We start from the raw sequence: 20,680 nt of genomic DNA, 5'->3' as shown, positions 1-20,680 counted from the left end.
CTGTTCGCGGAGCCGCCATGCCTTTCATCGTCACCGTGCTCGTCGTCGTCAGCGGATTCGTGCTGGTCTTTTTCGCCGCGTGGCTCTGGCAGTTGCGCACGGAAAACGCGGGCATGGTCGATCCGCTCTGGGCCGCTTCGCTCGGCGCGGCCGCGCTCGTCATCGCCGCGTGCGGGACCGGCGCGACGGTCAATCGCGTATGCGTCGCGGCGGGCGGCGGGCTCTGGAGCGCGCGGCTCGCGCGGCATCTGTGGCGGCGCAATCGCGGCAAGCCGGAAGACACGCGCTATCGCGCGTTTCGCGAACGCTGGGGCGAACACGCCGCGCGCAACATGCTCGGCTTCTTCCAGTTGCAGGCGTTCATTTCGATGCTGCTTGCCATCGCGTTCTTCGTGCCCGCCTATGCGCGCGAGGCGGCGAGTCCGCTGTGCATCGCGGGATTCGCCGCCGTGTGGATCGTCGCGGTCGCGGGCGAAGCGGCGGCCGATCGTCAACTCAAGCGCTTCGCCGCCGATCCCGCGCATCGCGGAAAAGTGTGCCGCGATGGCTGGTGGCGCTATTCGCGCCATCCGAATTACTTCTTCGAATGCGTGCATTGGCTCGCGTACGCGGTGCTCTCGATCGGCATGCCGTGGGGCTGGGCGACGCTCGCGCCGCCCGTGCTGATGGCGTGGCTGCTGCTGAAGGTATCGGGCATTCCGATTCTCGAAGCGCATCTCGCCGATACGCGCGACGGCTATCGCGACTACATGCGAACGACGAGCGCGCTGATTCCGTGGCCGCGTAAACGCGCATGAACAAAGCAAGGACACGCCGATGAACATCACCGCCCGCGATACCTCATCCGCGCCCGCCGCACCCGCCGACATGCCCGCGCTCGACGAAAGCCGCATCATTCGCGCGTGCGAGCGCGGCCTCGTGCCTGATGCGCTCGTGCGCGCCGGCATGCGCCTGCTGATCCGTCAGCGTCTCATCGACGAATATGCGAACGACAACGCGCAACGCACGCAGGCGTTCGAGCGCTTTCTGAACGAACTGCGCGCGAGCCCGATCGCGATCGATACGCACGCCGCCAACGCGCAGCATTACGAGCTGCCCGATGCGTTCTTCGAAGCGCACCTCGGCCCGCGCCTGAAGTACTCGTGCGGTCTGTACCCGCGCGGCGACGAAACGCTCGCGCAAGCCGAACTCGCGATGCTCGAACGCTATGCCGAGCGCGCGCAACTCGCCGATGGTCAACGCATCCTCGATCTCGGCTGCGGCTGGGGCTCGCTCGCCCTGTGGATGGCGGAGCGTTATCCGCGCGCACAAATCGTCGCGCTGTCTAATTCGGGCGGGCAACGCGCGTTCATCGAAGCGCGGGCGCGGCAGCGCGGCCTTCGCAACTTGCGCGTCGTGACGGGCGATGTCGTCGATTTCGATTTCGCGCACGACGAGACGCCGTTCGATCGCATTCTGTCGATCGAAATGTTCGAGCACATGAAGCATTACGGCCTGTTGCTCGCGAAGATCGCGCGCTGGCTCGCCGATGATGGACGACTTTTTGTCCACCACTTCGCGCACGCGACGCTTGCGTATCACTTCACATCGCGCGACGGCGGCGACTGGATGTCGCGCTATTTCTTCACCGGCGGCACGATGCCATCCGCGTCCTTGCTGCTGCACTTTCAGGACGATTTGCGCGTCACGCGTCAGTGGTGGATGAACGGCACGCACTACGCGCGCACGGCGAATCAATGGCTCGCGAATCTCGATGCCGCTCGCGATCGCGTCATGCCGATGCTGCGCGACGTCTATGGCGATGCGGCCGCCATCTGGTTTCAGCGCTGGCGCATGTTCTACATGGCGGTGGCCGAGTTGTTCGGCTACGCGCGCGGCCGCGAATGGGGCGTCGCGCACTATCTGTTCGAGAAGCGTCCGATAAAGGTGATGCCATGACAAACACGAAGCGGGCGCTCGTCGTGGCGCTGGTGGCGGCCGGCGTCGTCGTGGCGGTGGCGAGCTGTTCGAGTCCGCCGAATCCGAATCCGCGAGCGAACCGACCGCTCGAAACCGTTGCCGTGGACGTGCCGCGCTACATGGGGCGCTGGTATGTCATCGCGAATATTCCGTACTTCGCGGAACGCGATTTCGTCGGCACGCATGTCGAATGGTCGCTGCGCGCGGACGGAAAAATCGACGACGTCTTTTTCGGCCGCAAGAACGGCTTCGAGCAAGAGGAAACGACGCATCGTTTCGTCGATACCGTGAAGCCCGGCAGCAACGGCGGCGAATGGAGCGTGCAACTCTTCTGGCCGATACGCGTGACGCAACTCACGCTCTACGTCGATCCGGATTATCGCTACACGATCCTCGGCTATCCGAACAGAAAGCTCGGCTGGATCTTCTCGCGCGAGCCGGCGATGAGCGACGACATCTATCGCTCGATGCTCGCGCGCCTCGACGCGATGGGCTACGACACCGCGCGTTTTAGCCGCGTGCCGCAATCGCCGGAGCAGATCGGTCAGCCGGGATTTCAAAGTCCCGGTCAGCGCGACTGAAGCAGCGCGGCGCGCGTGCATCCGCGCGCGCGTCTTTCTCGTATTTGATCTCGCACTCGTCTGGAACAGCCACGTCCACGCGGCGCGAGGAGACCTTTTGGCGCGAGGAGACCGCCCGTCATGGAATCATCGACAAAAGAAAGACAGCAGCGCATCGCGGTGATCGGCGCGGGGATCGCCGGTCTCGCGAGCGCGTATCTGCTCTCGCGCGCGCATCGCGTGACGCTTTTCGAAGCCGCCGATTATCTCGGCGGCCATACGCATACCGTCGATGTCGCGCTCGACGGCGTGCAGCATCCCGTCGATACGGGCTTTCTCGTGTTCAACGACCGAACGTATCCCAATCTCATCGCGCTGTTCGATGAACTCGGCGTCGCGGCGCATCGCAGCGACATGACGTTTTCCGTTTCGCTCGACGGCGGACGCTTCGAATGGGCGGGCACAAACCTCAACACCGTGTTCGCGCAGCGGCGCAATCTCTTCTCGCCGTCGTTCATCGGCATGCTGGGCGACATTCTGCGCTTCAATGCATCGGCTCATAGGCAGCTCGAACGCGTGAGTGCGACGCGCTGCTCGGTCGGCGAACTGCTCGTCGAGGGCGGATACGGCGCGCCGTTTCAGCGCCACTATCTTCTGCCGATGGCCGCGGCGATCTGGTCGAGCGCCGCGCACGACATCCTGCGCTTTCCCGCCGCCACGTTCCTGCGCTTCTGTCTCAATCACGCGCTATTGCAGGTGAACGGCCGGCCGCCGTGGAAGACCGTCGCGGGCGGCGCGCGCGAGTATGTGCGGCGCATCGCGGCCACGCTCGACGACGTACGCACGCGCGCGCCCGTGCGAGGCGTGCGCCGCGACGACAACGGCGTCACCGTGATGACCGACGATGCCGGTCCCGAGCGCTTCGATGCCGTCGTGCTCGCGACGCACGCACCGACGAGCCTGCGCCTCATCGACGACGCATCCGCCGATGAGCGCGCAGTGCTCGGCGCCGTGCGGTATCAGCGCAACGTCGCGGTGCTGCATACGGATTGCGCGCTCTTGCCGCGCCGCCGCCGCGTGTGGTCGGCCTGGAACTACATCGGCGCGCGTGCGGCGCTTGCGCGCGACGCGGCCGCGCCCGTCTGCGTGAGCTATCTGCTCGATCAGCTTCAGCCGCTTCCTTACAGGACGCCGGTCATCGTCACGCTCAATCCCGTCGATGAACCCGCGCCTCGCACGCAACTCGGCCGCTACGAATACGAACATCCGCTCTTCGATCTCGCCGCCATCGATGCTCAGGCGCGTCTGCCGCGCATTCAGGGCGTGCGCCGGACGTGGCACGCGGGCGCGTGGACCGGCTACGGCTTTCACGAAGACGGCCTGAAATCGGCGTTGCGCGTCGCGCGCGATTTCGGCGTCCAGCCGGCATGGGCGCGACCATGAAGACGGCGCAATGGCTGACGGGCCGCGTGATGCACGAGCGGCTGCGCCCGGCGCGGCATCGCTTCGAGTATCCGGTGCGCTACGTGCGTTGCGACGTCGCGCGTCTCGACGCGTTGCGCTGTGCGTGGTTCGGCATCGACCGCATTCGGCCGCTCGCGCTGTTTCGATGCGATTACGGCCCGCGCGAACACTGCGATCTCGATCTATGGATGCGCGCGTGCCTCGCGCAGTCGCGCATTCCCGCCGACGGCGAAATCCATCTTCTGACGATTCCGCGCGTCTTCGGCTACGCGTTCAATCCGGTGAGCTTCTGGTTCTGTCATGACCGCGCAGGCGCGTTGCGCGCGCTTTACGCCGATGTGCGCAACACCTTCGGCGAGCATCGCGGCTATTTGCTGAGCGCGCAGGATCATGCGCCGATCGTCGAAGACACCGTGCTCGTCTGCCGCAAGACGCTGCACGTTTCGCCCTTTTGCGATGTCGCCGGCGACTACGCGTTTCGCGTGCGGCAGCGTGGCGACCGCTTGAGCATCTCGATCGATTATCGCGACCGCGACGGGCTGCTGCTGCGCACCGCGATCGGTCTCGTCGCGCGGCCGCTCACCGGCGCGCTCGCGTGTCGCACGCTCTTGTGCGCGCCGCTCTTCGCCGCGGGCGTCATTGCGCGCATTCACTGGCAGGCGCTGCGGCTGTGGATGAAGCGCGTGCCTTTTTACGGCAAGCATCCACCGACGAGGGACGAGACGCGACCATGAACCTGCTGCGATCTTTCTCCGCGACATCGGCGATGCCGATGTCCGCGCGGATCTTTCTCGGCCTTCTGCGTCGCATCAGCGTCGGACATCTCGTGCTCGTCATGCCGGATGGCGGGCGCTCTGTGTTCGGCGATCCGCTGATGCAACCAGCCGCGCTTCTTTTCATCCGCGACTGGCGCGCGTGCCGGGCGATTCTGCGCGCGGGCGACATCGGCTTCGCGCGGGCGTATCGGGCGAAATGGCTCGATACGCCCGATCCGTGCGCCCTGCTGCGGCTCGCGATCCGCAACGAGACGGCGCTCGCGCGCACGGTCGCGGGCGGCTTTGTCGCGCGGTGCTGGCACAACGTGCGGCATCGTCTGCGCCTGAACACGCGCGCGGGGAGCCGCCGCAACATTCACGCGCATTACGACATCGGCAACGCGTTCTACGGGCTCTGGCTCGATCCGACGTGGACGTATTCGAGCGCATGGTTCGATGGCGACGCCGGTCTTCCGCTCGAAGCGGCGCAGGCACGGAAGTATCGGCGCATCGTCGATACGCTCGGACTCACGGCGGGGATGCGCGTGCTGGAGATCGGCTGCGGCTGGGGCGCCTTCGCGCGGCACGCGGCGCGTCTTGGCATACGCGTGCACGGCGTGACCGTTTCGACCGCGCAACATGCGTTCGCCGTGGAACGCGTGGCGCGCGAAGGTTTGAGCGGGCTTGTCGATATCGAACTGCGCGACTATCGCGATGTGTATGGACAGTACGACGCGGTGGTGTCGATCGAAATGTTCGAAGCCGTGGGCGAACGGTTCTGGCCGGCGTATTTCCGCGTGCTGCGCCGCTGTCTCGCGCCGGGCGCGAAGGCGCTCGTGCAGTCGATCACCATCGACGATGCGCGCTTTGCCGCGTATCGCGCGTCCAGTGACTTCATCCGCGAGACGATCTTTCCGGGCGGCATGCTGCCGAGCCCGGAGCGCTTCGCACGCGCGGCGCGGCGCGCGGGACTCGATGCACGCGCGACGCTTTCGTTCGGCGCGGATTACGCAAGGACGCTGAGGTGTTGGCGAGACGCGTTCGAGATGCACGCCGATGCAGTCCGCGCGCAAGGATTCGATGAAGCCTTCGTGCGGACGTGGCGGCTGTATCTGGCTTATTGCGAAGCGGGCTTCGACGAGGCGCGCACCGATGTCATGCACTTTGTGGTGTGGGGGGAGGGGTGAGGACGTCGATCGGGCGAAAAAAAGCCCCGACCCTGTCGGGGCAAAGGTACGAGACCACCTTGTAGCGTTGCAGCTACCCGGCGAGCATAGGCGACTGCGCGCGCACTTCCCACCAGTAAAGTCCGAAACCTCACGCGCGACTTCAGAATCGGCGGACGTTGCCGATAACACACGCACACGTCCACCAGGCATCGCCGCCACCGCACACGATGAATCGCGCCCCATCCGACAGTTCGCTCCAGGCCGCTTTCCTGCGGCACGAAGACACACTCGCGCCGCCCGAGCGCGCGCTCGGCGAGGACGATCACGCCGTCTATCGCACGCTGCTCGAATCGACCAAGGCGATTCCGTGGAAGATCGACTGGGCGACGATGGAATTCGCCTACATCGGCCCGCAGATCGAGGCCTTGCTCGGCTGGGCGCCGTCGTCGTGGAAAACGGTCAACGACTGGGCCGAGCGCATGCATCCCGACGACCGCGAAGCAGTCGTCAACTTCTGCGTCTCTCAATCGAAGGCGGGCACGGATCACGAAGCGGATTACCGCGCGCTCACCCGCGACGGCGGCTACGTGTGGCTGCGCGATGTCGTGCACGTCGAGCGCAACGAGAAAGGCGAGGTCGAGGCGCTGATCGGCTTCATGTTCGATATCAGCGAACGCAAGCGCACCGAAGAAAAGCTCGCGCAGATGCAGCGCGAACTGGAACGCCTGTCGTTCAGCGACAGCCTGACGGGCGTCGGCAATCGCCGCCGCTTCGACGACGTGATGGCGCGCGAATGGCATGCCGCGAAGGATTCGGGCAAGCCGCTGTCGCTCGTGATGATCGATATCGACTTCTTCAAGTCGTACAACGATTACTACGGCCACGTTCAGGGCGACGAGTGTCTGAAGCGCATTGCGCGCGTGCTCGGCGAGGCGGCGGGTCCGCAGCACTTTCTCGGCCGGTTCGGCGGCGAGGAATTCGCGCTGATTCTCGCCGATACCGACGCCGAATCCGCGATACGCGTCGCGGAGCGTTGCCGCGCGCTGATCGCCGAGGAAGCGATTGCGCACGTGCGCTCGCCGCACGATCAGCGAGTGACGGCGAGCTTCGGCGTGGGCACCGTCGTTCCGGGCGAGCGCATGGACGTGACGGCGTTCATCAATCTGACCGACGCGCAGTTGTATCAGGCGAAGGACAACGGCCGCAACCGCATTGCGGCGGTGGATCGCGCGGGCATGCAGGGCGAAGGCTTCAAGGCGCAGTCGCGCTGAAACGTCAGACGCGTCCCGTCACCGGAACCGCCGCGCCCGTGATGCATTGCGCATCCGGCGAAAGCAGGAACGCGATCACCGCGCCGAGCGCTTCGGGCCGCACCCAGCGGGAGAAATCGGCGTCGGGCATGTCGCGGCGATTCGGCGCGGTATCGATGATCGACGGCAACACCGCGTTCACCGTCACGCCCGTGTCCTTCAACTCTTCGGCGAGCGCTTCGGTCAGGCGCAACAGCGCGGCCTTCGATGCCGCGTAAGCGCCCATCCCCATGCCCGCTTTCATCGCCGCGAGCGCGCCCACATTGACGATGCGCCCGCCTTCCTTCGCGCCCAGTTGCGCGAGCGCGGCCTTCGATGCGTTGAGCGCGGTCTTCACGTTGACATCGAACATCGCTTGCCAGGTGTCGGCGCTGCCGTCCGCGACCGTTTCCCAGGCGAATGCGCCGGCGACGTTCACGAGCGCATCGAGGCCGCCCGTCCGCTGAACGACCGTATCGATGGCTTGTTGCGCCGATTTCGCATCCGTCAGATCGATGCCGGTCACGATGCACGCGTCGCCGAGCGGCGCGGGCAACGCTTCCGACGCCGCGCCGTGGCCGATCAGCGCGACCCGCGCGCCGCGTTGCGCGAGCACGCGCGCCGTCGCGAGTCCGAGACTGCCGAAGCCGCCCGTGATGGCGACGATCTTTCCTTCGAGGCTGTTCATGACGTTGTCGCTCCCTTCGATAGCGCCTGATGAAGCATAGGACGGAACGCGGCGATCTTCAGGGCGCGTGTCGCGCATCGCGTTTCACCGCGCGCTGGACCGCGAACACGGCCACCGCCGTCGTCGTGCCGGTGACGAGCACGCCATACAAGCCCAGCAACATCGACAAGGCTCGCCCGATGCCCGTCGTCGCGACGACATCGCCGTATCCGATGGTCAGCGCCGTCACGCCGCAGTAATAGACGGTTGCGCCGAACGAAACGCGCGCGTGCGTCGCGGTTTCGACGGGCGCGCCGAGCCAGAACATCGCCGCGCAGAGCGCGAAGAACGCCATCAGCAGCGTGCCGAGCAGCGAGCGCAAATGCCAGAGCGCGCGGATGAACTCGACCGTCACCTCGCGTGAATTGATCGTTTCGACCTTGAAGAGTTTCGTGATGCTATTCATTCGGAATGGACCTGCGGCGCGTGAACGAAAGCCGTCATCCTACCTTCGCCCGCATCGGCCCGAAGCACCCGGGCGCGTTATTCAGCCAGCGCCGATCTCGCCTTTCCGGAAGCCTTCGCGCCGCTTTCGGCGGCCGTCAGGTCGTATCCGGATTTCGCGTCTTCATGGCCCGAGCGCCGATCGCGCGACACGCTCGAATCCCGCCCGATGCGCCTTCGCGAGCGCCGATGCCGTCTCGCGAAGCGCCGCGCGATCCATCGCCCGCGCTTCGTGCATGGCGGCGTGCAATTCGGCGATGCTCACCACACCCGGCGCGCCCGCGATCTCCCACGTCGAGGCGTACGCGCGCTGCTTGGCCGCGTCCGCGTGCGCGATATTCACGCGCGGCAAGCCGTACGCCATCGCGACGATCCGGCCATGCAGGCTGCTGCCCGCGTAACCGTCGCTTTTCGCGATCAGCGCGCAGATGTCCCAGACGTCGAGCGAATCGAAGATCGTCACCGACGGATGGCGCATACGCGCCGCCATGCGCTCGTAGACCGCGATGTCGTCGTGCCACGGCGCCGCGCCCGCGCGAAACAGCGCGATGCCCAGTCCCGTCGATGCGCCGATCAGATCCAGTTGATGCGCGATTTGCGCGAGCGTCGCGTCGTCGCCGAAATCCGCGCTGAACTGGACGGCCAGATAACCGCGCGGGAACGCGCGGCATGCGCCGGCGCGCGTCCGGATGCGCGCGTCGAAAAGCTCGGCGACCGTCGATGCCGGATCGGGGACGAGGCGCGCGTCGATTCCCGCGCGCTTCAGGAAGGCTTGCGTGTGCGTGTCTCGGACGCTGATGTCATCGGCTGAACGGAGCTTGGCCAGCACTTCGGCCTGAAACGCGGCATCGCGGGCGTCGAGCGTCGCGCCGCCGATCGCATCGAAGGAAATCGACGCCGCTCGCGGAAACATCTCGCGGCCGATGACGTACGGCGCGAGCGCGTCCATGCCGAGTTCGGCGCGCGCCCACGCGTTTCGATCCGCCGCGCGCGACTCGTATCGGGCGATGCAGGCTTGCGCTTCGTCGGGATGCTTCAGCATCACGGCGGCTTCCCACGCGTCGCACGTCAGCAACTCGCCGCCCGCGTGGATCACCACGACGGGCTCGTCGCGCCAGCGCGCGGCCAGTTGCGAAAGCGCGGCGACGCCGTGGCCGCCGTGCGCGCGCAGTTCGCGCCGCGCGCATCCGGCGAATATCGGTTCGACGTTCGGACGGCGTTCAGCGAGCAAGGCCGCGACGACATGCGCGAACAACATGTCGCCGAAGTTATGCCGGTCGAACGCGCCGAACACGATGATCCGCCGATTGCTTCCCATCCGAACGCACCTCACGATCCGCTCATTCTGCATGTTCACACTTCGTTCACACGATCAGGCCGTCACGCGCGTGATGCCGCCGCTCGACAGCAAACGCACGCGCTGGCCGGCGTAGAACATCTGGCCATCGGCGGCCTGGGTGATCGCGCGCAAATCGCCGTTGTCGAGACGCACGGTGATTTCGAGTCCCTTCTGCCGTTCGAGATGATCTTGAATTTGATCGCCCGCGACCGCGCCCGCAATGCCGCCGATCACGCCGGCAAGCAGCGAGCCGTGTCCTTCTCCGACCGCGCTGCCCGCCACCGCGCCGAGCAGGCCGCCACCGATCGCGCCGAACGGAGCCGGATGGCCGTCGTTGTTCTCGATCGTCACGCCGCGCACGCTTTCGACGGTCGCCATACGCACCGTTTCCTCGTGTTGCGTCTGCATGCTGTCGTAGATGTCGGCGGAACTTCCCATCGATGCGCAACCGCTCATGCCCACCGTGCAGGCGACGGCCAAAGCGCAGACCGCGATAGTCGACTTGTTCATGTTCTTGCTCCTCAGATCGGACGATGTCTTGTTGGTTTCGGCTCGCGTTTCGCGTATCGCGTTGCCATGCAAAGCATCGTAAAGAGGCCGAATGAGCGTTGAATGAGCCGGCGCGACGCGCTTGACCTGCATGATTGAAGCGCTTATACAGGACTCTCATCGCTCGCGACCGGAGTGCAGAATGACAAGAAACGCAATTCCCTTCGTGGTTTGCGCCATCGCTCTCGCTGCATGTTCCACCGGCGGTTCCAACTCCGCGCCGCCGCCCGGCGCCGTTACGACGACGCTACCTTCGGGCGGCGTCTACAAAGGCTCGCTCACGGGCAGCACGGCGCAAGCCACGCTTCTCATGCTTTTCGACGGCACCGCCTATCTCTTCTACGCAAGCGCGGGCGGCGCGGGACTCGCGGGCGTCGCGGTCGCGAAGAACGGCAAGCAATCGGGCGATGGCCGCTTCATCAGCGACGCCGCATTCGACTATCGCGTGGGCAAGGCGCCTGCGTCGGCGGCCGTTTTCAGCGTGAACTTCGCGCGCGCGCCCGCCGTCGACGGAACTGTCGCGAACAAGGACGGCGGCGCTGGGCTCGCGTTTTCCGCCAACGCCGCGCCGATGCTCGACATCGCGCCGAGCCGCGCCAACGCGGGCGGCCTGTACAGCGGACGCGGCATGTCGCTCGGCGGAACGACGCAGACGCGCATCACGGTCGCGGGCGACGGCTATCTCGCCGGCACGACGACATCCGGCTGCATCTTCAAAGGCACGACGGCGCCGCACCAAGGCGCGAACGCCTATGACGTCTCCGTGACCTTCGGCCCCGCGCCCTGCCCGCTTCCCGATACGACCGTGACCGGTCACGCGGTGCTCGACGGCGCGCGTCTACTCGTCGCGTTGCCGAGCCCGGACCGCACCGACGTCTTTCTCTTCGACGGCCGGAAATAGATGCCGCATGCAACCGCGCGCCGCAGCGAAACTTAGTCATCCGCTGCTTACTTAAGCGATTTCTATCCTAAGATTGTTTTCATTGCCGAAGCGTCGTGCGATGCGCGCGTCGGCGGAAGTGGCCGTGTTTTGTTCAGTGCAATTCCGAGAGCACCTTTTGCTTTGCATGGAACCGGACGGCGCCACCGAAACGTCCGCTCCGGTTATTAACAACAACAGGAGACAAACCGGATGAACGCAACGTTCAAGCTTTTGCCGTTGGCCGTCGGCGCGATGATCGCCTGCGTGCCGCACGCGAACGCCGCGCAGGACAACATCAACGCGCTTTCGAATTTCCGGCAGACGGGCAATGCCGCACCGCCGGAAGCCATTCCGCAAGCTGGCCAGACGGCCGATGCGCTGCGCAAGAATCTCGAGCAGATCAAATTGCCGCCCGGCTTCAAAATCGAGCTATACGCCGTCGTGCCCGAGGCCCGCGCGATGACGATCGAGCCTTCGACGGGCGTCGTGTTCGTCGGCAGCCGCAAAAATCGCGTGTGGCAGGTGACTGACCGGACCAAGCAACGCGTAGCGAGCGATGTCGTGCAGTTCGCGTCGTCGGTGACGTTCAAGGTGCCCAATGGCGTCTGCTTCTCGCCGGACGGCGTGCTCTACGTGGTCGAGCAGAACCGCGTGCTCGGCTTCCCGGCGGCGCAGTTCTTCGGCGAAGGCGGACCGGATGTCGCCGCGGCGGTCGTCGTCCCGCAGGGCAAGCTGATCCCGACGCAGTTCGAAAGCTTCAATCACGGCGCGCGCTACTGCCGCGTCGGGCCGGACAAGAAGCTGTACATCGCGCTCGGCCAGCCGTGGAACGTGCCGCCGAAAGACAAGCTCGCCGAACTCGACAGGAATGGGCTCGCGGGCATCATCCGTCTGGATCAGGACGGCAAGAACCGCGAAGTCTACGCGCACGGCGTGCGCAATTCGGTCGGTCTCGATTTCAATCCGAAGGACAAGACGCTCTGGTTCACCGATAACCAGGTCGACGGCATGGGCGACGACACCCCGCCGGGCGAGCTGAATCGCGCGACCAAGGGCGGCGAGAACTTCGGCTTTCCGTGGTACGGCGGCGGCAAGGTGCGAACGGTGGAATACAAGGACCAGAATCCGCCGGCGGGTCTCGTGTTTCCGCAGGTCGAGTTCGCCGCGCATGCCGCCGATCTCGGCATGTCGTTCTACAACGGGAAGATGTTCCCGCAGAAGTATCAGGGCGGCATCTTCGTTGCGGAGCACGGCTCGTGGAACCGCACGAAGCCGATCGGCGCGCGCATCATGTTCACGCCGATCAAGGACGACGGCACCGCAGGCGAGGCGGAAGTCTTCGCGGAAGGCTGGCTGACGAGCAGCGGTGAGTACATGGGCCGTCCCGCCGACGTGCAGATGCTGCAAGACGGCTCGATGCTCGTCTCCGATGACTACGCGGGCGCGATCTATCGCATTTCGTATTCGGGGGCCAAATGAGGGTCGCGCTGACGGCGGCGGTGCTCGCGGGCGTTCTGGCGGCGGGCGCTTCCGCGTCGTTCGCCGCCGGCGACATCAAAGCCGGGCGCGCGAAGGCGACGGCGTGCGCGGCGTGTCATGGCATCGACGGAATGTCGAAACTGCCGGAAGCGCCCAATCTCGCCGGGCAGACGGAGGAATATCTCGTGAAGGCGCTCAACGATTTCCGCACGGGCGAGCGCAAGAACGAAATGATGTCGATGATGGCGAAAACCTTGTCCGACGCGGACGTCGCCAATCTGGCCGCCTACTATCACAGCCTCGGCAAGCAGTGACCGCCGCCGATGTGTTGCAAATTTGCTGCGGTCGATTACCGATTGCGATTTTTTTTGTTTTAGGTGTTGACGTGGCGGCTTAAGGGTTTATACTAACACCTGTCTCCTCCATGTCTCAACCGATGTGGATTCAAGCCCGCTCAACTGAAGCGGGCTTTTTTTTGGCCTAATTTTCTGGCCGCTTCACCGCTCGTCTGGCATGTCGCCGCGCAATTCGGCCTCGATCTGGTCGATCGAAGGCAGGGTCGTCTCCAGCGATGCCGGAACTTCACGCAGCAGCTGATATTCGGCGACGCCCATCGGCTTCGCGACGCCGCGCAGTGCATATTCGGCGACCAGCCGGTTCTTCTCCTTGCACAGCAAAAGCCCGATCGTCGGCTGATCGTCGGGCGCCTTCAGTTGCGCATCGACAGCGGAGAGGTAGAAATTGAGCTGGCCGGCGTATTCGGGCTTGAACGGCGTCGTCTTCAGTTCGACCACCACGTAGCAGCGCAGCTTCAGGTGATAGAACAGCAGATCGATGAAGAACTCGTCGCCGCCCACATCCAGCCGATACTGCCGTCCGACGAACGCGAAGCCTGCGCCCAGCTCCAGCAGAAAGCGTGTGATGTGCTGGGTGAGCGCCTGTTCGATATCGCGTTCCTGCGCGTTTTCGGCGAGTCCGAGGAAATCGAAGATGTATGGATCCTTGAGCGCGTCGCGCGCCAGATCGGATTGCGGCGGCGGCAGGCGCTCGTCGAAATTGGTGATCGCGCTGCCGCTGCGCGTGTGCGCGGCGGTTTCGATCTGCATCACGAGAATCTGGCGCGACCAGCCGTGCTCCAGCGCCTTCGCCGCGTACCAGCTTCGATCGTCCTGATTCTTGAGCTTGTCGAGCAGCGTGCAGAGATGGAACCACGGCAATTGTGCAGCAGGCTGCTGCACGAATGCCTCGTCCGGCCACGCCTGCGCGAGCGCGCGCATGTATTTCAGATTGCGCGGTGAAAAGCCGCGCATGTCGGGAAACGCCGATTTCAGATCGCGCGCGAGCTGATCGATGACGCCCGCGCCCCAGCCCTGTCGCCGCTGACGATCGAGAATATCGCGGCCGATCTGCCAGTACAGCGTGACGAGCTCCCGGTTCGCGCTGGCCGCCGCCCGCTGGCGCGCGCGCTCGACACGCAGTTTCAGTTCGGCGAGCCAGCGCCGGTAATCGTCGTCCCAGATGTTGGGAAGATTGGCGGTCATGCGGTTCCTGGTTCGACGCCGGTTGTCGTGGAACCGTCATTATCGGCGGATTCTGCTGCTGCGTCGGTTGGTCTCCTGACGCGCCCGTGGCGCCTGGCTTGGGGTTATCTTCCCAGGCTCTTCGGCCTCGATGCTTTATGTTGTCCACAGAAACTGGGCACAAGCCTGTGGATATCGTTTCAGATTTTGCTGCAACGCATTGATTCGACAACACTTACTTCCGCCGCCCAACGACGCGCCCCGCGCGCGCCGCCGTCGTCGTCGTCGTCTTCAGTCGGCATTCGGCATGCACGACGCGAGCACCGCGTCGAAGCGATTCATCTCGATGCTGAAAATCGATTGCGGCGCGGTGGCGTTCAGTTCGTCCGCGGGGGATGTCGGCAGCGCCATCGCAATGGTGGCCGTCGCGAGCAGCGCAAGGACAACCGACAGGAACCAGGAAAGAACGATCATCGCCAACCTCGTCAAGTAAGACTCTCTGAATCGGCGCGCGTGAACGTCAGCGCGTGATGTGAAGAGTACGGCTGCGTGGCGCTTCGCACAGCCCTACGGACGGGGGGACGTGAAGGAGGGTAACTACGGACGCAGCAGTGGCGACGCCGTCGTCGATACGCCTTGCGCGAGCGCCGCGGCTTCCTGCGCCTCGAGCGCGCGGACGAAGCCTTCGCGTTCGCGCAGACGCCGCCAGTATTCCGCGATCGATGGCGCGAAGTGCGCGCTCTGCCCCAGCAATTCCGCGAGCATCAGCGCGTAGCCGACGGAAATGTCCGCCGCCGTGAAACGCCCCGCGCACAGATACGGCTGCGCGTCGAGCAGCGGCGCGAGCGTGCGCAGACGCGCGTGGAACCACCGCGCGTAATCCTCGACGATCTGCGGCTGCAGACGCTCCGGCGGCTCCAGATGCGCGTAGCGAAGCACGAGCGTCTGCGGAAACGTGAGCGTCGCTTCGCCGAAATGCACGAAGTTGAGATAACGGCCGAAATCGGCCTCGTGCGGCGCGACATCGAGCGCGCCCGGCGAATAGCGCGCCGCCAGATACTGGCAGATCGCCGACGATTCGGTCATGAAAAGCGCGTCGTCCGCATCGTCGGTGAGCGCCGGAATCGTGCCGAGCGGATTCACGTCCTTGAAACCGCGCGCGAACACGCGCGGCGGAAACGGCAGCATCTTCAGTTCATACGGCAAGCCGATTTCTTCCAGCGCCCACAGCGGCCGGAACGAGCGCGCGCTCACGCAGTGATGCAGCGTAATCACGTCGATTCCTCCGGTGCTTCAAACGAGCCAGGACGGCTTGCGCTTCTCGAGGAAGCTGCGCACGCCTTCGCGCCCTTCGTCCGATGCGCGGATGCGCGCGATGCGCTCCGCCGTCTCGCCGATCGACGATTCGTCGATCTCCTTGCCCGCGAAATCCGCGACGAGCTTCTTGCATTCGCGCACGGCGTTCGGACTGTTCGCGGCGATGCTCGCGGCGATCGCTTCGACGCACGCATCGAGCTGATCGGCGGCGACGGCTTCGTGTACGAAACCGAGACGCAGCGCTTCGGCGGCATCGAAGCGCTCGGCCGTCACGAAATAGCGATGCGCCGCGCGCGCGCCCATCGCGCGGACCACGTACGGCGCGATCGTCGCGGGCATCAGGCCGAGCTTCGCTTCGGAGAGACAGAAGTGCGCCGTGTCCGCCGCGACCGCGATATCGCACACGGCGACGAGTCCCATGCCGCCCGCGTAGGCGTCGCCCTGCACGCGCGCGATGACCGGCTTCGAGCAGGCGTAAATCGTGTTGAGCATGGTGGCGAGACCGAGCGCATCGGCGCGATTTTCCGCTTCCGAATAGCCCGCCATGCGCTTCATCCAGTTGAGATCGGCGCCCGCGCAGAATGCCGGACCGTTCGCGGCAAGCACGATAACGCGCACGTTGGCGTCGTCGTCGAGCGCGCGGAAGGCGGCGGTCAGCTCGACGATGGTCGCGTCGTCGAAGGCGTTGCGCACGTCGGGGCGATCGAGCGTCACGCGCGCGACGTGGCCTTCGATGCCGAGCTTCAGGCGTTGCAGATTTGCTGCGTCGGTCATGCTTCGTCTCCTGCGCGCTCGAATTGAGCGCGGCTCAGTTTATCGTGGCTGGCAATTTACCTTTCGGCGATCAGTGTCATCGAAAAACGCGAAAACGGTCAACTCATATATTTGAGTGTCACTCACAATGAGTCCATCAAACAATCATCCGACGAGTCGCGCCGAAACCCATGCACCGACGCAATATACTCGTATATATTACGGTGCTCGCCGGACCCTACGGCCACACGCTCGCGGCCTCCAACGCGCCGCCTGAAGTCGTTCCATAAGCAGAATTTCAACTCGGTTCAAGGAGCTTTACGTGATGACTCGTATTCTGCGCGCTTTGCTTTGCGCGTTCGTTCCGCTCGCTGCGGGCATTGCTTCGGCATCCGCGCTGGCCGGCGAAGTGCAGGTCGCGGTCGCGGCCAACTTCACGGCGCCCGTGCAGGCGATCGCCGCCGACTTCGAGAAAGACACCGGCAACAAGGTCGTCGCATCGTTCGGCGCGACGGGTCAGTTCTACGCGCAGATCAAGAACGGCGCGCCGTTCGAAGTGTTCCTCGCCGCCGACGACGCCACGCCCGCCAAGCTCGACAGCGAAGGCGCGACCGTGCCCGGCAGCCGCTTCACCTACGCGACGGGCGCGCTCGCGCTGTGGTCCGCGAAAGACGGCTACGTCGACGATAAAGGCGACGTGCTGAAGAAGAACGCGTTCAAGCACATCGCGATCGCGAACCCGAAGGCCGCGCCGTACGGTCTCGCCGGCTATCAGACGCTCGACAAGCTCGGCCTCGCAGCAGAAATCAAGCCCAAGGTCGTCGAAGGCCAGAACATTTCACAGACGCAGCAGTTCGTCGCGACCGGCAACGCGGAGCTCGGCTTCGTCGCGCTGTCGCAGATCTACAAGAACGGCAAGGTCACGAGCGGCTCGGCGTGGATCGTGCCGGCGAACCTGCACGAGCCAATCAAGCAGGACGCGGTTATCCTGAACAAGGGCAAGGACAATCCGGTCGCGAAGCAGTTCATCGAGTACCTGAAGGGTCCGAAGGCCGCCGAAGTCATCAAGTCCTACGGTTATCAACTCTAATTTCGCCGATGCCGCTCGATAGCGCCGATCTCCAGGCTATTACGCTGACGCTCGAACTCGCGTCGCTGACAACGGTGCTCCTGCTCGTCGTCGGCACGCCGATCGCGTGGTGGCTCACGCATACGCGTTCGAAACTGAAGGGCGTCGTCGGCGCGGTGGTGGCGCTGCCGCTCGTGCTGCCGCCGACGGTCATCGGCTTCTATCTGCTCGTGCTGATGGGGCCGAACGGTTATGTCGGCAAGATCACGCAGGCGCTCGGTATCGGCTTGCTGCCGTTCACGTTCACGGGGCTCGTCGTCGGCTCGGTGATCTATTCGATGCCGTTCGTCGTGCAGCCGCTGCAGAATGCGTTCGAAGCGATCGGGCGCCGTCCGCTCGAAGCCGCCGCGACATTGCGCGCCGGTCCGTGGGACACGTTTCTCACGGTGGCGCTGCCGCTCGCGCGGCCGGGCATCGTCACGGCGACGATTCTCGGCTTCGCACATACCGTCGGCGAATTCGGCGTCGTGCTGATGATCGGCGGCAATATTCCGGGGCGCACGCGCGTCGTGTCCGTGCAGATCTTCGATCACGTCGAGGCGCTCGAATACGCGCAGGCGCACTGGCTCGCGGGCGGCATGGTGATATTCTCGTTCGTCGTTCTTCTGCTGCTCTACTCCGGCCGACGTTCCGTCACGGCTCATGTCTGAACTCACTTATCAACGCGTGATGCTCGACCGCGCGCATACCCGTTCCGACGAAGCCATCGAAGCGCGCTTTCTCGTCGAGCACGAGGGTTTCGCCTTCGATATCGATCTCGCGCTGCCCGGTCGTGGCGTCACCGCGATCTTTGGCCATTCCGGCTCCGGAAAAACCACGCTGCTGCGCTGTCTCGCGGGACTCGCGCGGCCGCGCGCCGGGCGGCTCGTCGTCAACGGCGAAGTCTGGCTCGACACCGAGCGCCGCATTTTTCTGCCGACGCACAAGCGCCCGCTCGGCTACGTCTTTCAGGAAGCGAGCCTCTTTCCGCACTTGAGCGTGAAGAAGAATCTGCGCTTCGGGCTGGAGCGCGTGAAACCGGCAGAGCGGCGCGTGGATCTGTCGCAGGCGGCGGACTTGCTCGGCATCGCGCATCTGCTGGAGCGCATGCCGGCCGGATTGTCAGGCGGCGAACGGCAACGCGTGGGCATCGCGCGGGCGCTCTTGACGAGTCCGCGTCTGCTTTTGCTCGATGAACCGCTCGCGTCGCTCGATCAAAAACGCAAGCAGGAAATCCTGCCGTATCTCGAACGCCTGCACGATGAACTCGACATTCCCGTGATCTACGTGAGCCACGCGCCCGAAGAAGTCGCGCGTCTCGCGGATCATCTCGTGCTGCTCGAAGGCGGCCGTGCGCTTGCGAGCGGGCCGATCGCCGATACGCTCGCGCGGCTCGATCTGCCGCTCGCAATGGCCGACGACGCATCGGTCGTGTTCGAGGGAATCGTCGACGGATACGACAGCAAGTACGGCCTGCTCACGCTCGCGCTGCCGGGCTCGCGCGCGAAGCTCGCCGTCGTGCATACGCCTTTGTCCTGCGGCAAGACGATGCGCGTCGCCATCAAGGCGCGCGACGTGAGTCTCGTCACCGGCACGCACGAGCACGAGCGCAGCAGCGTGCTGAACGTGCTGCCCGCGACGGTGATCGGCATCGCGAAGGACGCCCATCCGTCGCAAGCCGTGGTGCGGCTCGACGTCGACGGCTCGCCGCTGCTCGCGCGCGTCACGCGTTATTCGCTGGACCGGCTAGGCATCGTCGAAGGCATGCGCCTGTGGGCGCAGGTGAAGACGGTGTCGCTACTCGCCTGAACGCGCCGCGAGCGCGGCGTATTGCAGCAGCATGATCGTCTTGCCGTCCATGATTTCGCCGCGCTCGATCATCTGCATGGCGGTTTGCAGCGGGACTTCGATCGTCTCGATTTCCTCGCCCTCTTCCTCTACGCCGCCGCCGTCCGAAACGCGCATCGAGCTGTCGTAATCGCCGACGTAGAAATAGAGCTTCTCCGTCACCGATCCCGGGCTCATGAACGCCTCGAAGATCTTCTCGACGCGATGCACGCGATAACCCGTTTCCTCCTCGACTTCCGCGCGAATGCGCTCTTCGGGCGTGGCGTCGTCGAGCAGGCCGCCGGGCGACTCGATCAGCATGCCGTCGTGTCCGTTGACGAACGCGGGCATGCGGAACTGGCGCGTCAGCAGCACGTTGCCGGTCTTGCGATCGCGCAGCAGAATCGTCGCGCCGTTGCCGCGATCGTAGGTTTCGCGGCTCTGACGCTGCCAGACGCCATCGCGGCGCTGAAAATCGAAAGTCACTTTTCTGAGGACGTACCAGTCGTCCGACAGCACTTCGGTTTTGAGGATGCGGACGCGCTCGCTCGTTTCCATCGGTTCACCCGTTCGACAAGTTGTTGAACTCATGGTAGCGTGCAGTTTCGTGCAATATCAAGAAATTTCGTGCAAACAATGTTGACCAGTCAGCGCAAGAAAGCGATTCTCGATGCCCTCAAACGCGACGGCCAGGTGCTCGCCGCCGAACTAAGCGCACGCTTCGGCATTTCCGAGGACACGGTGCGGCGCGATCTGCGCGAACTCGCGGCCGAAGGGCTGCTGCAACGCGTGCACGGCGGCGCGCTGCCTGCTTCGCCCGCGATCGCGCCGTTCGCGCGGCGCGAGGACATGGAATCGGAGGCGAAGCGGCGCATCGCGAAGAAAGCGGCGGACATGATCGCGCCGGGGCAGATCGCGATCATCGACGGCGGCACGACGTCCGCGCTGCTCGTGCGTCAGTTGCCGGCGAATCTGTCCGCGACGATCGTCACGCATAGTCCGAGCGTCGCCGTGGCGCTGGCGGAGCACGCTTCGGTCGACGTCGTGCTGATCGGCGGCAAGCTCTACAAGCATTCGATCGTCACGGTCGGGGCCGCTGCCGTCGAAGCCATGTCGCACATTCACGCCGATCTCTATTTCATGGGCGTCACCGGCGTACATCCGACGGCCGGCCTCACCACCGGCGATTTCGAGGAAGCGCACGTCAAGCGCGCGCTCGCGGCGCGCGCGGCGGAAACCGTCGTGCTGGCGTCGGCGGCGAAGCTCAACGCGGCTTCGGCCTACAGGATCGGCGGGATCGATCTGGCTCAGACGGTCATCGTCGAGGAAACCGCCGACGCGAAGCTCGTCGAACCGATCGAACGCGCCGGAATCACCGTGCTGCGCGCATGAATTCACGACACTTTGTTACCGGGTAACGCGCCGAAAAATACGCGCCGTTCCGCGTAATTGAAATTCTCCGGCAAAGGGAATAGCGTTCGAGGATGCGCTATGTCAGG

23 protein-coding genes are annotated in these 20,680 nt (G+C 64.9%); 14 read left to right on the top strand and 9 right to left on the bottom strand.

What is annotated here, in order from left to right:
- Positions 1 to 17 precede the first annotated feature (17 nt).
- The 7 genes from NCS67_RS24420 (at position 18) to NCS67_RS24390 (ending at position 7,178) form a co-directional block, all read left to right on the top strand.
- On the top strand, positions 18 to 797 hold the full coding sequence (locus tag NCS67_RS24420; RefSeq protein ID WP_034472218.1) for a DUF1295 domain-containing protein: 780 nt from the start codon (positions 18 to 20) through the stop codon (positions 795 to 797).
- A gap of 19 nt (positions 798 to 816) precedes the next feature.
- Positions 817 to 1,938, top strand: coding sequence for an SAM-dependent methyltransferase (locus NCS67_RS24415; protein WP_250436980.1), 1,122 nt, complete (start codon positions 817 to 819; stop codon positions 1,936 to 1,938).
- On the top strand, positions 1,935 to 2,540 hold the full coding sequence (locus NCS67_RS24410; RefSeq protein WP_250436979.1) for a lipocalin family protein: 606 nt from the start codon (positions 1,935 to 1,937) through the stop codon (positions 2,538 to 2,540). The genes NCS67_RS24415 and NCS67_RS24410 overlap by 4 nt, the downstream gene beginning before the upstream one ends.
- 120 nt (positions 2,541 to 2,660) lie before the next feature.
- Positions 2,661 to 3,962 (top strand): NAD(P)/FAD-dependent oxidoreductase, encoded by a 1,302-nt coding sequence (locus tag NCS67_RS24405; protein WP_250436978.1) that lies wholly within the window; start codon positions 2,661 to 2,663, stop codon positions 3,960 to 3,962.
- Positions 3,947 to 4,717 (top strand): DUF1365 domain-containing protein, encoded by a 771-nt coding sequence (locus NCS67_RS24400; RefSeq protein ID WP_250436977.1) that lies wholly within the window; start codon positions 3,947 to 3,949, stop codon positions 4,715 to 4,717. Before NCS67_RS24405 ends, NCS67_RS24400 begins: the two co-directional genes overlap by 16 nt.
- Entirely contained in the window at positions 4,714 to 5,925 is a 1,212-nt protein-coding gene (locus NCS67_RS24395) for an SAM-dependent methyltransferase (RefSeq protein ID WP_250436976.1), read from the top strand. Before NCS67_RS24400 ends, NCS67_RS24395 begins: the two co-directional genes overlap by 4 nt.
- A gap of 209 nt (positions 5,926 to 6,134) precedes the next feature.
- The gene (locus NCS67_RS24390; RefSeq protein ID WP_008347198.1) at positions 6,135 to 7,178 is read left to right on the top strand and encodes a sensor domain-containing diguanylate cyclase; all 1,044 of its coding nucleotides are present in this window, start codon (positions 6,135 to 6,137) and stop codon (positions 7,176 to 7,178) included.
- Positions 7,179 to 7,182: 4 nt separating this feature from the next.
- Here the strand turns inward: NCS67_RS24390 and NCS67_RS24385 are convergent, their stop codons facing one another.
- From NCS67_RS24385 to NCS67_RS24370, 4 genes are all read right to left on the bottom strand, one after another.
- On the bottom strand, positions 7,183 to 7,884 hold the full coding sequence (locus NCS67_RS24385; RefSeq protein WP_250436975.1) for an SDR family NAD(P)-dependent oxidoreductase: 702 nt from the start codon (positions 7,882 to 7,884) through the stop codon (positions 7,183 to 7,185).
- 58 nt (positions 7,885 to 7,942) lie between these two features.
- Entirely contained in the window at positions 7,943 to 8,329 is a 387-nt protein-coding gene (locus NCS67_RS24380; RefSeq protein ID WP_175982074.1) for a potassium channel family protein, read from the bottom strand.
- A 162-nt stretch (positions 8,330 to 8,491) separates the two neighbouring features.
- Positions 8,492 to 9,685: a polysaccharide pyruvyl transferase family protein gene (locus tag NCS67_RS24375; RefSeq protein ID WP_250436973.1), complete on the bottom strand. Its 1,194-nt coding sequence runs from the start codon at positions 9,683 to 9,685 to the stop codon at positions 8,492 to 8,494.
- Positions 9,686 to 9,739: 54 nt separating this feature from the next.
- Positions 9,740 to 10,216 carry an outer membrane lipoprotein gene (locus tag NCS67_RS24370; RefSeq protein ID WP_175982076.1) on the bottom strand — a complete coding sequence of 159 codons (477 nt, stop codon included), beginning with the start codon at positions 10,214 to 10,216 and terminating at the stop codon, positions 9,740 to 9,742.
- Between the two features lie 181 nt (positions 10,217 to 10,397).
- Here NCS67_RS24370 and NCS67_RS24365 point away from each other — a divergent pair, with 181 nt between their 5' ends.
- The 3 genes from NCS67_RS24365 (at position 10,398) to NCS67_RS24355 (ending at position 12,970) form a co-directional block, all read left to right on the top strand.
- Complete coding sequence (locus NCS67_RS24365) at positions 10,398 to 11,156, top strand: hypothetical protein (RefSeq protein ID WP_250436972.1); 759 nt, start codon at positions 10,398 to 10,400, stop codon at positions 11,154 to 11,156.
- A 231-nt stretch (positions 11,157 to 11,387) separates the two neighbouring features.
- The gene (locus NCS67_RS24360) at positions 11,388 to 12,656 is read left to right on the top strand and encodes a PQQ-dependent sugar dehydrogenase (RefSeq protein ID WP_250436971.1); all 1,269 of its coding nucleotides are present in this window, start codon (positions 11,388 to 11,390) and stop codon (positions 12,654 to 12,656) included.
- On the top strand, positions 12,653 to 12,970 hold the full coding sequence (locus NCS67_RS24355) for a c-type cytochrome (protein ID WP_008347185.1): 318 nt from the start codon (positions 12,653 to 12,655) through the stop codon (positions 12,968 to 12,970). The genes NCS67_RS24360 and NCS67_RS24355 overlap by 4 nt, the downstream gene beginning before the upstream one ends.
- 183 nt (positions 12,971 to 13,153) lie before the next feature.
- Here the strand turns inward: NCS67_RS24355 and NCS67_RS24350 are convergent, their stop codons facing one another.
- From NCS67_RS24350 to NCS67_RS24335, 4 genes are all read right to left on the bottom strand, one after another.
- Positions 13,154 to 14,197, bottom strand: a complete 1,044-nt coding sequence (locus NCS67_RS24350) for a PDDEXK nuclease domain-containing protein (protein WP_250436970.1) — start codon at positions 14,195 to 14,197, stop codon at positions 13,154 to 13,156.
- A gap of 270 nt (positions 14,198 to 14,467) precedes the next feature.
- On the bottom strand, positions 14,468 to 14,650 hold the full coding sequence (locus tag NCS67_RS24345) for a hypothetical protein (RefSeq protein ID WP_175982079.1): 183 nt from the start codon (positions 14,648 to 14,650) through the stop codon (positions 14,468 to 14,470).
- 123 nt (positions 14,651 to 14,773) lie between these two features.
- Positions 14,774 to 15,451, bottom strand: a complete 678-nt coding sequence (locus NCS67_RS24340) for a glutathione S-transferase family protein (RefSeq protein ID WP_250436969.1) — start codon at positions 15,449 to 15,451, stop codon at positions 14,774 to 14,776.
- Positions 15,452 to 15,469: 18 nt separating this feature from the next.
- A complete protein-coding gene (locus tag NCS67_RS24335; RefSeq protein WP_250436968.1) occupies positions 15,470 to 16,267 on the bottom strand; it encodes an enoyl-CoA hydratase/isomerase family protein in 798 nt (265 codons plus the stop codon).
- A gap of 304 nt (positions 16,268 to 16,571) precedes the next feature.
- On the opposite strand from NCS67_RS24335, the gene modA reads away from it, so the two are divergent.
- Genes modA through modC form a run of 3 tightly spaced genes read left to right on the top strand, consistent with a single transcriptional unit; the run spans position 16,572 to position 19,163 of the window.
- Complete coding sequence (gene modA / locus NCS67_RS24330) at positions 16,572 to 17,336, top strand: molybdate ABC transporter substrate-binding protein (RefSeq protein WP_008347177.1); 765 nt, start codon at positions 16,572 to 16,574, stop codon at positions 17,334 to 17,336.
- Positions 17,337 to 17,344: 8 nt separating this feature from the next.
- On the top strand, positions 17,345 to 18,025 hold the full coding sequence (modB, locus tag NCS67_RS24325; RefSeq protein ID WP_175982081.1) for a molybdate ABC transporter permease subunit: 681 nt from the start codon (positions 17,345 to 17,347) through the stop codon (positions 18,023 to 18,025).
- Between the two features lie 19 nt (positions 18,026 to 18,044).
- A complete protein-coding gene (modC, locus tag NCS67_RS24320; RefSeq protein ID WP_250437062.1) occupies positions 18,045 to 19,163 on the top strand; it encodes a molybdenum ABC transporter ATP-binding protein in 1,119 nt (372 codons plus the stop codon).
- Here modC and NCS67_RS24315 read toward each other — a convergent pair.
- Positions 19,152 to 19,739, bottom strand: coding sequence for an NUDIX domain-containing protein (locus tag NCS67_RS24315; RefSeq protein ID WP_175982083.1), 588 nt, complete (start codon positions 19,737 to 19,739; stop codon positions 19,152 to 19,154). The two genes, modC and NCS67_RS24315, sit on opposite strands and share 12 nt — an antisense overlap.
- 78 nt (positions 19,740 to 19,817) lie before the next feature.
- Between NCS67_RS24315 and NCS67_RS24310 the strand changes: the two genes are divergently transcribed.
- The gene (locus NCS67_RS24310) at positions 19,818 to 20,573 is read left to right on the top strand and encodes a DeoR/GlpR family DNA-binding transcription regulator (RefSeq protein WP_008347169.1); all 756 of its coding nucleotides are present in this window, start codon (positions 19,818 to 19,820) and stop codon (positions 20,571 to 20,573) included.
- Positions 20,574 to 20,680 lie beyond the last annotated feature (107 nt).

Source organism: Caballeronia sp. ATUFL_F2_KS9A (assembly GCF_023630765.1).
Taxonomy (GTDB): domain Bacteria; phylum Pseudomonadota; class Gammaproteobacteria; order Burkholderiales; family Burkholderiaceae; genus Caballeronia; species Caballeronia zhejiangensis.
This window is presented reverse-complemented; position numbering and strand designations above follow the sequence as displayed.

Excerpts from the sequence above, each read along its gene's own strand:
- NCS67_RS24420 (WP_034472218.1), top strand. The coding sequence starts at position 18 with ATGCCTTTCATCGTCACCGTGCTCGTCGTCGTCAGCGGATTCGTGCTG.
- NCS67_RS24415 (WP_250436980.1), top strand. The coding sequence starts at position 817 with ATGAACATCACCGCCCGCGATACCTCATCCGCGCCCGCCGCACCCGCC.
- NCS67_RS24410 (WP_250436979.1), top strand. The coding sequence starts at position 1,935 with ATGACAAACACGAAGCGGGCGCTCGTCGTGGCGCTGGTGGCGGCCGGC.
- NCS67_RS24405 (WP_250436978.1), top strand. The coding sequence starts at position 2,661 with ATGGAATCATCGACAAAAGAAAGACAGCAGCGCATCGCGGTGATCGGC.
- NCS67_RS24400 (WP_250436977.1), top strand. The coding sequence starts at position 3,947 with ATGGGCGCGACCATGAAGACGGCGCAATGGCTGACGGGCCGCGTGATG.
- NCS67_RS24395 (WP_250436976.1), top strand. The coding sequence starts at position 4,714 with ATGAACCTGCTGCGATCTTTCTCCGCGACATCGGCGATGCCGATGTCC.
- NCS67_RS24390 (WP_008347198.1), top strand. The coding sequence starts at position 6,135 with ATGAATCGCGCCCCATCCGACAGTTCGCTCCAGGCCGCTTTCCTGCGG.
- NCS67_RS24385 (WP_250436975.1), bottom strand. The coding sequence starts at position 7,884 with ATGAACAGCCTCGAAGGAAAGATCGTCGCCATCACGGGCGGCTTCGGC.
- NCS67_RS24380 (WP_175982074.1), bottom strand. The coding sequence starts at position 8,329 with ATGAATAGCATCACGAAACTCTTCAAGGTCGAAACGATCAATTCACGC.
- NCS67_RS24375 (WP_250436973.1), bottom strand. The coding sequence starts at position 9,685 with ATGGGAAGCAATCGGCGGATCATCGTGTTCGGCGCGTTCGACCGGCAT.
- NCS67_RS24370 (WP_175982076.1), bottom strand. The coding sequence starts at position 10,216 with ATGAACAAGTCGACTATCGCGGTCTGCGCTTTGGCCGTCGCCTGCACG.
- NCS67_RS24365 (WP_250436972.1), top strand. The coding sequence starts at position 10,398 with ATGACAAGAAACGCAATTCCCTTCGTGGTTTGCGCCATCGCTCTCGCT.
- NCS67_RS24360 (WP_250436971.1), top strand. The coding sequence starts at position 11,388 with ATGAACGCAACGTTCAAGCTTTTGCCGTTGGCCGTCGGCGCGATGATC.
- NCS67_RS24355 (WP_008347185.1), top strand. The coding sequence starts at position 12,653 with ATGAGGGTCGCGCTGACGGCGGCGGTGCTCGCGGGCGTTCTGGCGGCG.
- NCS67_RS24350 (WP_250436970.1), bottom strand. The coding sequence starts at position 14,197 with ATGACCGCCAATCTTCCCAACATCTGGGACGACGATTACCGGCGCTGG.
- NCS67_RS24345 (WP_175982079.1), bottom strand. The coding sequence starts at position 14,650 with ATGATCGTTCTTTCCTGGTTCCTGTCGGTTGTCCTTGCGCTGCTCGCG.
- NCS67_RS24335 (WP_250436968.1), bottom strand. The coding sequence starts at position 16,267 with ATGACCGACGCAGCAAATCTGCAACGCCTGAAGCTCGGCATCGAAGGC.
- modA (WP_008347177.1), top strand. The coding sequence starts at position 16,572 with ATGACTCGTATTCTGCGCGCTTTGCTTTGCGCGTTCGTTCCGCTCGCT.
- modB (WP_175982081.1), top strand. The coding sequence starts at position 17,345 with ATGCCGCTCGATAGCGCCGATCTCCAGGCTATTACGCTGACGCTCGAA.
- modC (WP_250437062.1), top strand. The coding sequence starts at position 18,045 with ATGCTCGACCGCGCGCATACCCGTTCCGACGAAGCCATCGAAGCGCGC.
- NCS67_RS24315 (WP_175982083.1), bottom strand. The coding sequence starts at position 19,739 with ATGGAAACGAGCGAGCGCGTCCGCATCCTCAAAACCGAAGTGCTGTCG.
- NCS67_RS24310 (WP_008347169.1), top strand. The coding sequence starts at position 19,818 with ATGTTGACCAGTCAGCGCAAGAAAGCGATTCTCGATGCCCTCAAACGC.